Source organism: Novosphingobium sp., assembly GCF_027531025.1.
GTDB lineage: Bacteria > Pseudomonadota > Alphaproteobacteria > Sphingomonadales > Sphingomonadaceae > Novosphingobium.
On the sequence record NZ_JAPZQX010000003.1, the window covers coordinates 16,943 to 30,165 of the forward strand.

At 67.6% G+C, this 13,223-nt stretch carries 11 protein-coding genes; 6 read left to right on the forward strand and 5 right to left on the reverse strand.

All coding sequences use genetic code 11. The features are described 5' to 3' along the window. Entirely contained in the window at positions 1 to 738 is a 738-nt protein-coding gene (locus tag O9281_RS03120) for an SDR family NAD(P)-dependent oxidoreductase (RefSeq protein WP_298182640.1), read from the reverse strand. 139 nt (positions 739 to 877) lie between these two features. Here O9281_RS03120 and cysD point away from each other — a divergent pair, with 139 nt between their 5' ends. The 3 genes from cysD to O9281_RS03135 are packed head-to-tail and all read left to right on the forward strand — an operon-like array spanning position 878 to position 4,433. Beyond that, positions 878 to 1,792: a sulfate adenylyltransferase subunit CysD gene (gene cysD, locus O9281_RS03125; protein WP_298182642.1), complete on the forward strand. Its 915-nt coding sequence runs from the start codon at positions 878 to 880 to the stop codon at positions 1,790 to 1,792. Continuing rightward, entirely contained in the window at positions 1,792 to 3,699 is a 1,908-nt protein-coding gene (gene cysN, locus O9281_RS03130) for a sulfate adenylyltransferase subunit CysN (protein WP_298182644.1), read from the forward strand. Before cysD ends, cysN begins: the two co-directional genes overlap by 1 nt. Beyond that, entirely contained in the window at positions 3,696 to 4,433 is a 738-nt protein-coding gene (locus O9281_RS03135) for a 3'(2'),5'-bisphosphate nucleotidase CysQ (protein WP_298182646.1), read from the forward strand. The genes cysN and O9281_RS03135 overlap by 4 nt, the downstream gene beginning before the upstream one ends. Here O9281_RS03135 and O9281_RS03140 read toward each other — a convergent pair. Further along, on the reverse strand, positions 4,430 to 5,206 hold the full coding sequence (locus tag O9281_RS03140; RefSeq protein WP_298182648.1) for an SDR family NAD(P)-dependent oxidoreductase: 777 nt from the start codon (positions 5,204 to 5,206) through the stop codon (positions 4,430 to 4,432). The two genes, O9281_RS03135 and O9281_RS03140, sit on opposite strands and share 4 nt — an antisense overlap. A gap of 143 nt (positions 5,207 to 5,349) precedes the next feature. Between O9281_RS03140 and O9281_RS03145 the strand changes: the two genes are divergently transcribed. Then, entirely contained in the window at positions 5,350 to 6,144 is a 795-nt protein-coding gene (locus O9281_RS03145) for an enoyl-CoA hydratase-related protein (RefSeq protein ID WP_298182650.1), read from the forward strand. After that, positions 6,144 to 7,364 carry an alpha/beta fold hydrolase gene (locus O9281_RS03150; protein WP_298182652.1) on the forward strand — a complete coding sequence of 407 codons (1,221 nt, stop codon included), beginning with the start codon at positions 6,144 to 6,146 and terminating at the stop codon, positions 7,362 to 7,364. The genes O9281_RS03145 and O9281_RS03150 overlap by 1 nt, the downstream gene beginning before the upstream one ends. Here O9281_RS03150 and O9281_RS03155 read toward each other — a convergent pair. The 3 genes from O9281_RS03155 to radC are packed head-to-tail and all read right to left on the reverse strand — an operon-like array spanning position 7,361 to position 9,968. Further along, complete coding sequence (locus O9281_RS03155; RefSeq protein WP_298182653.1) at positions 7,361 to 8,083, reverse strand: NRDE family protein; 723 nt, start codon at positions 8,081 to 8,083, stop codon at positions 7,361 to 7,363. The two genes, O9281_RS03150 and O9281_RS03155, sit on opposite strands and share 4 nt — an antisense overlap. Before the next feature lie 3 nt (positions 8,084 to 8,086). Beyond that, positions 8,087 to 9,268, reverse strand: a complete 1,182-nt coding sequence (locus O9281_RS03160; protein WP_298182654.1) for a CoA transferase — start codon at positions 9,266 to 9,268, stop codon at positions 8,087 to 8,089. Between the two features lie 4 nt (positions 9,269 to 9,272). Further along, positions 9,273 to 9,968: a DNA repair protein RadC gene (radC, locus tag O9281_RS03165; RefSeq protein ID WP_363321444.1), complete on the reverse strand. Its 696-nt coding sequence runs from the start codon at positions 9,966 to 9,968 to the stop codon at positions 9,273 to 9,275. Positions 9,969 to 10,028: 60 nt separating this feature from the next. Between radC and O9281_RS03170 the strand changes: the two genes are divergently transcribed. Next, on the forward strand, positions 10,029 to 13,220 hold the full coding sequence (locus O9281_RS03170; protein ID WP_298182656.1) for a YdbH domain-containing protein: 3,192 nt from the start codon (positions 10,029 to 10,031) through the stop codon (positions 13,218 to 13,220). Positions 13,221 to 13,223: the final 3 nt, after the last annotated feature.

Here is a 13,223-nt window from a genome sequence, read left to right on the forward strand (position 1 = left end):
TCATTGCCCCCCGTCGACGCGGATCATGGCCCCGGTGGTATAGGAACTGGCCGGGCTGGCCAGCATCAGCGCCGCGGTGACGATTTCCTCCGGATAGCCGGGCCGCCCCATGGCGACGGGCTGCTTTTCGCGCTTTTCGGGCGCCCAGGCCTCGGCAATGTCGGTCAGGAAGGGGCCGGGAACGATCGTGTTGATCCGCACCCTGGGCGCATATTCGCGGGCCATCGAAACGGTCATCGCGTTGATCGCCGCCTTGGCCCCGCTGTAGGGCACGACCGCCGGTGCGGGGTGGAGCGAGGCGGTCGAGCTGACATTGATGATGCAGCCGCCTTCGCCCTGGCTCATCCGGTGTGCGACCTGGCTGGCCAGCCGGAATGGTCCCTTGAAATTGAGGTTGAGCACCGAATCGAACAGGCTTTCGGGCATTTCGTGGCTGGGGCAGGGCGGGCTCATCCCGGCATTGTTGATCAGCACGTCGATCCGCCCGAACTCGGCATAGGCGGCTTCGACCAGCGCATCGCAATCGGCCCAGCGCCCGGCGTGCATGGCAAAGGGCAGGGCCCGGCGGCCCAGCGCGCGGCATTCGGCGGCGACCGCCTCACAGTTTTCCAGCTTGCGGCTGGCCACGATGACATCGGCCCCGCGCTCCGCAAAGGCCTTGACCATGCGGTAGCCCAGGCCCCGGCTGCCCCCGGTGACCAGCACCACCTTGCCCGTGAAATCGAACAGCGGATCCATCGCTCTCCCCCGATTGGTCTGTTTGGCCGCAGCCTGCCCGGTTGTGGAGCGCCATGCAACCAGGCTGGCAAATGGCGTTAGGCGGGGGCAAAGACGAACTTCGTTGCCCGCCGCCAGCGGCTCTGACAGGGGAGCAGGCATGACCAGGACCCTGACCCACCTCGACCGGCTTGAGGCCGAGGCGATCCACATCATGCGCGAAGTCGTGGCCGAGGCCGAGCGACCGGTGATGCTCTATTCGATCGGCAAGGATTCCGCGGTGATGCTCCATCTCGCGAAGAAGGCCTTCTATCCCGCGCCGCCGCCGTTCCCGCTGCTCCATGTCGATACCACCTGGAAGTTCCAGGACATGTACGCGCTGCGCCAGAAGGCGGCCGACGAAGCCGGTATGGAACTGCACGTCTGGCAGAATCCAGAGGCGAAAGAGCGCGGGATCAACCCCTTCGACCATGGCCCGCTGCACACCGACATGTGGAAGACCGAGGGCCTGAAGCAGGCGCTCGATCACTATGGCTTCGACGCGGCCTTTGGTGGGGCGCGGCGCGACGAGGAAAAGAGCCGGGCCAAGGAACGGATCTTCTCCTTCCGCAGCGCCAGCCACGGCTGGGACCCCAAGAACCAGCGGCCCGAGCTGTGGAACCTCTACAACGCCCGCAAGCATAAGGGTGAAGGGATTCGCGTCTTTCCGATCTCCAACTGGACCGAGCTCGATATCTGGCAATACATCCAGCAGGAGGAGATCGAGATCGTCCCGCTCTATTTCGCCGCACCGCGCCCGACCTATGTATGGGACGGGCAGCTGTTCATGGCCGATGACCTTGAGCGGCTGGAACGCGTGCTGGGCCGCAAACTCGAAACCACGAAGCGCTCGATCCGCTTCCGCACGCTTGGCTGCTTCCCGCTGACCGGGGCGGTCGAAAGCGAAGCGGCCACCCTGACCGACGTGATCCGCGAAACGCTGCTCACCACCACCTCCGAACGGCAGGGCCGGGTGATCGACAAGGACGCGGGCGATGCTTCGATGGAGAAGAAGAAGCAGGAGGGGTATTTCTGATGACCCGTCCGGCCTATACCCCCGAAGCCCAGATCGCCGAGGATATCGAAGGCTATCTCGCCAGCCACCGCGACAAGGACCTCCTGCGGTTCATCACCTGCGGTTCGGTCGATGATGGCAAGTCCACCCTGATCGGCCGGCTGCTCTACGATTCGAAGATGATCTTCGACGACCAGCTTTCCGCGCTCGAAGCGGATTCCAAGCGGGTCGGCACGCAGGGGCAGGAGATCGACTTTGCCCTGCTGGTCGATGGCCTGGCCGCCGAGCGCGAGCAGGGCATCACCATCGATGTTGCCTATCGCTTTTTCACCACCGAGAAGCGCAAGTTCATCGTCGCCGATTGCCCCGGGCATGAGCAGTACACCCGCAACATGGTGACCGGCGCAAGCACGGCGGACCTGGCCGTGATCCTGATCGATGCGCGCAAGGGCGTGCTGGTCCAGACCCGGCGCCACTCCTACCTCTGCCACCTGCTCGGCATCCGCCACTTCGTGCTGGCGGTGAACAAGCTGGACCTGGTCGATTACAGCCAGGACCGGTTTGACGAGATCGTGGCCGACTATGCCGAGTTTGCCCGCTCGATCGGCATTGCCGACTTCACCGCGATCCCGATTTCGGGCTTCAAGGGCGACAATATCACCGCGCTCTCGGCCAATACGCCGTGGTACGCGGGGCCGGTCCTGATCGATCACCTTGAAACCGTCTCGCTTGACCGGGCGGAGCAACAGGCCGCGCCGCTGCGGTTGCCGGTGCAATGGGTCAACCGCCCGAACCTCGATTTCCGGGGTTTCGCCGGGCAGATCGCCAGTGGCACGGTCAAGCCGGGCGATGCAGTGCGGGTGCTGCCTTCGGGCCGCACCACCACGGTCAGCCGAGTGGTGACGCTGGGCGGCGATCTCGAACAGGCCGTGGCGGGCGAATCCGTCACTCTGACCTTTGCCGACGAGATCGACTGTTCGCGCGGCGACGTGATCGCGGCGGCCGATGCGCCGCCCGAAGTGGCCGACCAGTTCGAGGCGACGCTGGTCTGGATGGATGACCAGCCGCTGATCCCGGGGCGCGGTTACTGGCTGAAGCTGGGGACGCAGAGTGTTTCGGCCACGGTCCAGCCGCCCAAATATGCGATCAATGTCAACACGCTCGATCGGCTGGCGGCCAAGACGCTCGACCTCAACGCCATCGGCGTGGCCGAACTGTCGACCGACAAGCCGATTGTGTTCGAACCCTATGCCCAGAGCAAGGCGCTGGGCGGGTTCATCCTGATCGACAAGCTGACCAACCGCACGGTTGCGGCGGGGATGCTCAATTTCAGCCTGCGCCGAGCGCAGAACGTTCATTGGCAGCCGACCGACATCACGCGTGAGGATCATGCCGCGCTGAAGAACCAGAAGCCGCGCGTGCTGTGGTTCACCGGCCTGTCGGGTTCGGGCAAGTCGACCATCGCCAACGCGGTCGAAAAGCGGCTCAACCTGATGAACCGCCACACCTTCCTGCTGGATGGTGACAACGTTCGCCATGGCCTCAACAAGGACCTCGGCTTTACCGAGGCCGACCGGATCGAGAACATCCGTCGCGTGGGTGAAGTGGCCAGGCTGATGGCCGATGCCGGGCTGATCGTGCTGACCGCCTTCATCAGCCCGTTCCGCGCCGAACGCGACATGGTCCGCGCCATGCTGCCGGAGGGCGAGTTCATCGAGATCTTCGTCGACACGCCGCTCGAAGTGGCCGAGGCGCGCGACGTGAAGGGGCTATACAAGAAGGCCCGCAGCGGGGCACTCAAGAACTTCACCGGGGTCGACAGCCCCTATGAGGCGCCCGAACATCCGGAGATCCGCGTGAACACGGTGGAAATGACCGTCGATGAGGCGGCCGATGCGATCATCCGCGCGATCCTGCCCCTGAAATGACCAGCCCGACCATGACCGATGCCGAACTTGCCACCCTGCTTGCGACCCAGGCCGGGCAGCTACTGCTGGGCCTCGACCGGGCCGAGCTGGGCCTGAAGATCGGGGCCGAGGGGGACCGGCTGGCCAATACCCTGCTGGTCGAGGCGCTGCGGCGCGAGCGGCCAGACGATGCCCTGCTGTCCGAGGAGGAAAAGGACAACGCCGAGCGGCTGGCCCATTCGCGCGTCTGGATCGTCGATCCGCTCGATGGCACCCGCGAATTTGGCGAGAACCGGGGCGACTGGGCGGTCCATGTCGGCCTCTCCATCGATGGCGTGGCCAGCGTTGGCGCAGTGGCGCTGCCGGGGCAGTGCGTTACCCTGTCCAGCGGCGCGCCGATCGCCCTGGCCGAAGGGCGCAACCCGCCGCGCCTGCTGGTCAGCCGCACGCGGCCAGCCCACGAAGCCGTGAAAGTAGCCGAGATGCTGGGCGCCGAACTGGTGCCGATGGGCAGCGCCGGGGCCAAGGCCATGGCCGTGGTGCTGGGTCAGGCCGAAATCTATCTGCACAGCGGCGGGCAGTATGAGTGGGACAATTGCGCCCCCGCCGCCGTCGCCGCCGCGCATGGCCTGCACGTCTCGCGGCTGGATGGCAGCCCGCTGGTCTATAACCGGGCTGATCCCTATCTGCCCGACCTGCTGATTTGTCGGCAGGAATGGGCCCAGCCGGTCTTCGCGGCTCTGGCGAAAATCTAGAGCAGCTGGCCGTCGTCGACGGTGATCGTGCTGCCCGTCACATAGCGCGAATGATCGCTGCACAGGTACAGCAGCGGCACGTCCATCGCCGGAATCTCGCACCAGCGGCGGCGGGGGAAGGTGCGCAGCAATGCATCGCCCATGTCGCTCTCGATCAGCTCGCCGGTGATCTCGGTCGGGAAGTAACCCGGTTCGATCACGTTTACGTTGATCCCCTTGCGCGCCCATTCGCGGGCCATCAGCCGGGCCATGTGCGTGACCCCGGCCTTGGTCGCCGAATAGGGGGTGGAACCCGTGAAGGCCTTTTTCGAGGTGATCGAGCCGATGATCACCACCCGGCCATTCTCCCGTTCCGCGCTGCCCGCCGCCATCAGCCGCCGGGCCCCTTCGCGCACGGTCAGGAAGGGCCCGCGCAGGTTTGTGGCGATCACCCGGTCGAACGAATCCATGTCCACCTTGATGGCCAGCTGGTCATCGGCGATCCCGGCATTGGCCACGATCGTATCGACCGTGCCAAAGGCTGCCTCGGCCGCATCATAAGCCGCGATCGTCGCCGCCTCGTCGGCCACGTCGAGCGAGACGGCCAGCGCCTTGCCGCCCGCGGCCCGGATCTCGGCTTCCAGCGCGGCGAGCCGGTCGGCGCGGCGCGCGCCCATCACCACGGCAGCCCCGGCGGCGGCCAGCAGGCGCGAGAAATGCGCGCCAAAGCCCGATGAGGCTCCGGTTACCAGGGCGACGCGGCCGGTCAGGTCGAACTGGGGGACTGCGGTCATTGCTGAAGCTCCTCTTGTTGCCGCAGGGATAGCCACAGGCGATTGCTCTTGTCGATCATTGCGGGCATATGTCCAACGCTGGACAGACGATAATGAGACGCATCGCCTTGCCCGTCGGGCGCTGGTGCGGCATCGGAGCGGATATGGAAAACATTCGGATCGACATTGCGGGCGGCGTGACCACGGTCACCCTGGCGCGCCCGGCTTCGCTCAACGCCATCACGCCCGATATGCATGACGAGCTGGAGGCCGCCTTCAACGCCTTTGCCACCGATCCGGCGCAGGAGATCTGCGTCATCACGGGCGAAGGGCGGGGGTTCTGCGCCGGGTCTGACCTCAAGGCCGTGGCCGCAGGCGGACACCGGCCCTATCCTGCCCACGGCTATGCCGGCCTGATCGAACGGTTCGATTGCCCCAAGCCGTTCATCGCGGCGGTCAATGGCGTGGCGATGGGCGGCGGCTTCGAGCTGGCGCTCGCCTGCGACATCATCATCGCCGCGGAGAGCGCCAGCTTTGCCTTGCCCGAACCCCTGGTCGGGGCCGTGGCGCTGGGCGGCGGGCTGCACCGCCTGCCGCGCCAGATCGGCATGAAGGAGGCGCTGGGCCTGATCCTGACCGGCAAGCGTGTGTCGGCCGCCGAGGGCCTGCGCCTGGGCTTCATCAACGAGGTCGTGCCCGATGCCGATCTCGCCGCCACCACCCAGCGCTGGTGCGCCGAGATCCTGCGCTGCTCGCCCATGGCGATCCGCGCTTCCAAGGAGACGGTCGTGCGCGGGCTGGAGGAACCGGGCCTCGCCGCCGCCATGGCCGCCCAGGCCGATTACCCCGCCTTTGCCGCCTGGCGCACCAGCGCCGATGCCAGCGAAGGCCCGCGCGCCTTCGCCGAAAAGCGCCCGCCGCGCTGGCAGGGCCGCTCCAATCCCGATGAGGACCAGTAATGACCGTTCTTACTTTCAAGGGTTTCGGCGGCGTCCGCCTTGAGGCCGAGGCTTTGGGTGACGAGCACGATCCCACCATCCTGCTGGTCCATGGGGCGGGGCAGACCCGCGGGGAATGGCAGACCGTGGCCGAAGCCCTGGTCCAGGCCGGGCGGCGCGTGGTCTCACTGGACCTGCGGGGGCACGGCGGCAGCGAGTGGCCCGAAAGCGGGCGCTATGATCTTGAAGCCCATATCGAGGACTTGCGCGCCGTCCTGGCCCAGCTGGGCACCCGGCCGGTCGTCGTCACCTCGACCAGCAGCGGCTGGATCGCGACCGTTGCGCTGGCGACCGATGCGGCCAACCTGGCGGCCGGGCTGGTGCTGGTCGACATGCCGGCGCGCCGCGATCCGGGCCTCGCCAAGGCGATTGCCGAGCGCCTTGCCGCGCTGCGCGGCCATGATCAGAAGCTGTGGGACGAACGCGTGCTGGGCCAGATCGACCTTGATGATCTGGAAGCGCGGTTGGCTGAATCCGCCCCGAAGCTCAACCTCCCGACCCTGGTGGTGCGGGGCGGCCTGTCATGGATCGAGCGCTCGCCCGCCAGCGCCGCCTTCGATGCCGCGCTGCCCAATGTTGAAAGCGTCGATGTGGCCGATGCCGACCTCCTGGTCGTGACCGACCGGACCGAGGCGTTCCTGGCCCACCTGCTCGATTTCCTGGAGCGCAAGCAGCCGCGCGCCGCGCATGAATTCCGCGCCGGGTCGGATGCGCGCACCCTGCGTGATGCCATGGGCTGCTTTGCCACCGGCATCACCATCATCACCTCGCGCGATGCCAATGGCACGCCGATCGGCCTCACCGCTAACAGCTTTACCTCGCTCTCGCTCGATCCGCCGCTGCTGCTGGTCTGCGTGGCCAACAGCGCCGGGTCCGCCCCGGTCCTGCGCGAGGCGGAGCATTTTGCGGTCAACATGCTCCAGGTCAGCCAGCAGGCCACGTCCAACCGCTTTGCCGGCAAGGGCGAGGATCGCTTTGCCGCCACCGCCTGGACGCCGGGCGAAACCGGCATGCCGCTGATCGACGGGGCGCTGGGCGCTTTCGAATGCAAGCGCCACGCGGTTCACGATGGCGGGGATCACTTCATCCTGGTGGGAGAAGTGGTCCGCGCCCAGTTCGAACCGCGCCGCGATCCGCTGCTGTACTTCCGGGGCAAATACCGCCGCCTGCACTTCGCCTAGGGCCAGGTGAACCCGATCGCCGTTTCCCCGGTCGCCTCACCATCGGGGCCGAAGCGGCGTTCGATGATCGTGCCTGCGCCTTGGGCATCCACCAGCACAACGGTGGAACAGCGCGTGCCATAGGCCGGGTTGCGGATGAACACGGGGCTGAACGGCGCGTCGGGCCCTTCGCTATCGGGCTCTGCCGGTAGCAGGGTTTCGTCCGCCAACGCGGCGAACAAGTCTGCCGGATCGTTCGGTTCGCCCCCTTCGATCCAGGCGGCCAGCGCGGCGCTGAGCCGCTGGGTCTTGGGCCAGGGCTGGTCGAAATGGCCGTTCGAGACACCGTGGAAACCGGGTGCCAGCGACTGGACCAGCGGTTCGGGCTGGTTGGTCAGATGGCTGGCACCGTCCGGGCTGACGCGCAGCAGGTGAAAGGGGTTCATCGCAGCGCCTTGCGGATCTTTCGCGCCGGCCAGCCAGTCCACCACCAGCCCCCCGCGTGAGGCCAGGCCCGGGCGCGGAAAGCCCGGCAGGCGGAAATTGGTGACGAGGGCAAATCGGCCCACCGCGTTCAGCCCCAGCCAGGTGCCGCCAGCTTCCAGATCGCGCCCAGCGATCGTGCCGTTGTCCCAGCGGGCGAGGGGCGCAGTGGGTCGTTCATGGAACTCGTCGCGGTTGGCCACGACCACCAGCCGCCAGCGCGGGTGCGCTTTCCACGCGATGGCCGCAACGCACATGACCTAGTCCTGCTTCCCGGCCAGTTCGGCCCGGATCGCGGCGCCATCCTGGTCGAGCAGCGGCGGGGGGCTGCGCTCGGCCGTGGGCAAGGCGCCAAAGCGCACCGGCGCGCCGATCTCGTGATAGGTGCCCTCGCTGGGATGCTCACGGCGGCGGAAAAAGCCGGTGGCGGCCAGGTGCGGATCGTCCAGCATGGCCCCGATATCGCGCACCGGCTGGGCTGGAATCTGGGCTGCCTGGCAGCGTGCGATCAGTTCGGCCGTGGTCAGCTGCGGGGTCAGTTCGGCGATGCGGTGATACATCGCCGCCATGTTAGCCACGCGCGCTCCCCCGCCTTCGAAGCGCGGGTCGTTCAGGAAATCGGGATCGTCCAGCAGCGCAAAGATCCGGTCCCACGAATCATAGGTATAGGCGACGATCGAGACGTGGCCGTCCGCCGTGGGAAAGGGCTGGCGATCGGGATCGAGCTGGCGCTGGTAGCCGACCGGGCCGACCGGCGGATCGAAGGTCTGCCCGCCGAGGTGCTCGTTCAGCATGAAGCTGGAAAAGGCTTCCAGCATCGGTACCTCGACCCGCTGGCCTTCACCGGTGCGCTGGCGGTGGAACAGGGCCGCCAGCGATGCATAGGCGGCATGGAGCCCCGCGACCTTGTCGGCGATCAGCGAGGGAAGATAGCGCGGGCGCGGGTTGCCATCGACGCGCGGCAACAGGCTGGCCGCGCCGCTGGCGGCCTGGATCACGTCATCATAGGCCTGCAGATCGGCATAGGGGCCATCCTGCCCGAACCCGACGCAATGGACATAGACGATGTCGGGCCGGATCGCCCGCACCGCTTCGTAATCCAGCCCCAGCCGGTCCAGCGCCTTGCCCCGCACGTTGACCACGAACAGGTCCGCTTCGGCCAGCAGGGCGCGCATCACGGCGGCATCGGCTTCACCCTTCAGGTCCAGCGCGATCGAGCGCTTGCCGTGGTTGAAGCCGAAGAAGGCCGGCGACATGCCGGGCGTGACCGGTGCCTTGGCGGCCCAGCGCAGGGCATCGCCCGTGCCCGGCGTTTCCACCTTGATCACCTCGGCCCCCAGATCGGCGAGAATCTGGGTGCAATAGGGGCCGAAGACCACGGTGGTCAGGTCCACCACCTTGATGCCCTGCAGCATGGGCGGGGCCGGCGTGTTCTCGCTCATCGTCTCAGACAAGTCCCTTGGCGCGCAGACTGGTATGGCCATGACGGCCGATGATCACGTGGTCGTGAACCACGATGCCAAGTAGCCGCCCCGCTTCGGCGATGCGATTGGTAATTTGAATATCTGCGCGGCTCGGCTCGGGTGAGCCGGAGGGGTGGTTGTGGACCAGGATCAGCGCCGCCGCCCCGATATCGAGCGCCCGCTTGACCACGTTGCGGGGATGGATCGCCGCTTCGTCCAGCGCGCCTTCGCTTTCCAGGTGATCGAGGATCAGCCGGTTGCGCGTATCGAGATAAAGTACCCGCACCCGCTCGTGAGTGAGGTGCGCCATGTCGATCGTCAGGTAATCGATCAGCGCCTGCCAGCTGGCCAGGACCGGCTGTTCCGCCACTTCGGCCCGGGCGAGGCGGCGGGCGGAAAGCGCCACGATCTTCAGCGCCGCCGCACTGGTTTCGCCCATGCCGGGATGCAGCGCCAGCGCCCGCCAATCGGCGTTGAATACGCCCGCCAGACCACCGAACCGGGCCAGCAGGCTCTTGGCCAGCGGCTTCACGTCCTTGCGCGGGATCGCGGTCATCAGCAGGTACTCGATCACCTCGTGATCGGCCAGCGCCTCGGTCCCGCCGCCCAGCAACCGGTTGCGCAGCCGCGCGCGGTGACCGGTACCATGATGTTGATCTTTAGGCGTTTCGTCGGCCACGCTTGCTCCCTTCGCCAATGCTGCATTGCCTTTCGCGGCGCGAGCGCGCAAGCAAGAACCATGGCAGGAACCATGGCCGAAGCAGAGGTCGAACCATCCGAAAGCGCGGCGGAAGCTGCCCCGGCACCGCGGCGGCGGCGCTGGCGGCGGGGCGTGGCCGTGGTGCTGGTGCTGCTCGGCATGGCGCTGACGCTGGTCTGGTGGCAGCGCGAGAAGCTGGCCCACCGGGTGATTGGCGGCCAGCTGGAGCAATACCAGCTGCCAGCCACCTACAAGCTCGAACAAGTTGGCCCGCTGACCCAGGTCTTGACCAACGTGGTGCTGGGCGATCCGGCCAAGCCCGATCTTACCGCCGAGCGGGTGGAAATCACGATCAAGCCCACCTTCGGCCTGCCGACGATCGGCTCGGTCCGGTTGGTCCGGCCCCGGCTCTATGGCTCGTTCCGCGAAGGCAGGCTGACCTTCGGCACCCTCGACAAGGCAATCTTCGCGCCCGGCGCGGCACCGCCCGGCCTGCCGGACCTCGACCTGCGACTGGATGACGGGCGCGCGCGGATCGACACGGACCTTGGGCCGCTGGGCCTGAAGGCGACCGGGCGCGGCAACCTACGCGATGGCTTTGTCGGGCAACTGGCAGTGGCCGGGCCGCAGCTGCGCCTGGGTGAGTGCCGGATCGACGGAGCCAGTGCCTTTGGCGCGGTGACCTCGGCCGATGGCAAGCCCAGCTTCAAGGGCCCCTTGCGCCTCGCCGCCCTGGCCTGTCCCGGCCTGACGCTTGGCGCGAGCACACTGACCGTCGATCTGACCGCCGATGCCGCATTCGCCAGCGCGCGCGGTACCGGCAAGCTGGCGGGCGGGCCGCTGGACTTCTCCGCGCAGAAGGCCGCGCGCCTTGGCGGCGATCTCGACCTGACCTGGCGCCAGGCGGGGCTGATCGCGCGCTATCGCCTGACGGCCAATGGCTTGACTGGCGAGGTCGCCGCGCGCGATCTGACGATCGAGGGCGTGGCGCGCGGCGGCGCGGGCCTCGCCCGGCTGGAAGGCGAAGGGACGCTTACCGGGCAGGCCATCCGGCCAGGAGCCGCGCTGGATCGCACGCTCGCCGGGCTGGAGCGCGCCGCCGCAGACACTCTGGGCGCGCCCTTGCTGGCCCAGTTGCGCGCCAGGCTGCAGCGCGAAGGCGCGAACAGCAAACTTGAAGCCAGCTACACCCTGCGCCGCAGCGGCGAGTTGACCAGCCTGATCGTGCCCACCGCCGAACTGACCGGCAGCAGCGGGCAGAGCCTGCTGGTTCTCTCGCGCGGGCAACTGGCGCTGGGCGGGCAGGCGGGCCTGCGCCTTTCGGGCAATGTCCGCACTGGCGGGGCGGGGCTGCCACGCCTGTCCGGCCAGGTCGAGCGCCGTCCCGGCGGGGCGATCGAGGCGCGGCTGTTCATGCCCGAATACCGGGCGCGGGATGCGGCCGTGGCCCTGCCGCAGCTGGTGATCGTACGCCGCGCCGATGGCGCGATCGGCCTGTCCGGCAAGGCCCGGCTCTCGGGCGCATTCCCGGGCGGGCGGGTCAGCGATCTGGCCGTGCCGCTCGATGGCACCTGGTCGGCGCGGCGCGGCCTCGCGCTGTGGCGGCAATGCACCGAAGCGCGGTTCCAGGCGCTGACCCTGGCCAGTCTCTCGCTCGATGCGCGCAGCCTGCGGCTGTGCCCGGCGCGCGGCGGGGCAATCGTCTCGACGGACCGGGGCGGCCTGCGTGTCGCCGCCGGGGTACCGGCACTGGCGCTCTCGGGGCGACTGGGTGATACGCCGATCCGGCTGACCAGCGGCGCGGTGGGTCTGGCATGGCCGGGCAGTCTGGTGGCGCGGCAGATCGCGGTAGAGCTGGGCGATCGGACCGATCCCAACCGCTTCACGATTGCCGCGCTGGATGCGAAGCTGGGCCGCGAGGCAGTCGGTACGTTCACCGGAGCCGATGCAAAACTTGCGGCCGTGCCGCTCGACATCCTCAATGCTGGCGGCACCTGGCGCTTCGCCAATGGTCAGCTGGCGCTCGGCGAGGGGGCATTCCGGCTGGAGGACCGCCAGCTCGATGACCGGTTCCGACCGCTGGTGGCCCGCGATGCCACGCTGACCCTGGTCGACAACCGCATCGCCGCCCTCGCCGCGCTGCGTGAACCGCGCTCCGACCGGGTGATTACCGAAGCGAGTATCGTCCACGATCTTGGCAGCGGGCGCGGCCATGCCGACCTGCCGGTGCGCGACCTGCGGTTCGACCAGCAGCTGCAGCCCGATACGCTGACCTATTTGGCCCTGGGTGTGATCGCCAATGCGGAAGGGACGTTGCGTGGCGGGGGACGGGTCGACTGGACGCCGGACCAGGTCACCTCGACCGGCAACTTCACCACCGACAAGTTCGATTTCGCGGCCGAGTTCGGCCCGGTCGAAGGGGTGAGCGGCACGGTCGCGTTCACCGACCTCATTGGTCTGGTCACCGCGCCAGACCAGCGGTTGAAGATCGCCTCGATCAATCCGGGGATCGAGGTCTTTGACGGCCAGCTCAGCTTCCAAATGGAGCCCGATGGCGTGCTGGTAGTCAATGGCGCGGAATGGCCCTTTGTCGATGGCGAGCTGTTCTTGCTGCCCACCCGGATGAAGCTGGGTGCGGTCGATGAGCGGCGCTTCACGCTGAAGGTGGTGGGCGCCGATGCCGCGCAGTTCGTCCAGCAGCTCGACATGTCGAACATCGCCGCCAAGGGGGTGTTCGATGGCGAACTGCCGCTGGTGTTCGACGAGAATGGCGGGCGGATCGAGAACGGCCTGCTTACCTCGCGCGCGCCGGGCGGCAATGTCTCCTACATTGGCGCGCTGACTTACAAGGACATGGGAGCCATGGCCAATTTCGCTTTCCAGTCGCTCCGCTCGCTTGATTTCAAGCGGATGGAAATCGGCCTGGGCGGCGAACTGGATGGCGACATCTTTACCCAGGTGCGGATCGACGGGGTGACCCAGGGTGAAGGGGCCAGGCGCAATTTCATCACCCGCCAGGTCGGTCGCTTGCCGATCCGCTTCAACATCAACATTCGTGCGCCGTTCCAGCGCATGCTGAACTCGTTCCGCTCGCTCTACGATCCCGGCGCGGTGCGCGATCCGCGCGCGCTGGGGCTGATCGATGCCCAGGGCCGCCCGATCCAGCAGCCGGCGCCGCCCGCGCCGCTGCCCCCCGATATTCAGCCTCCAGACAGCAGGAAGGTGCCATGACAG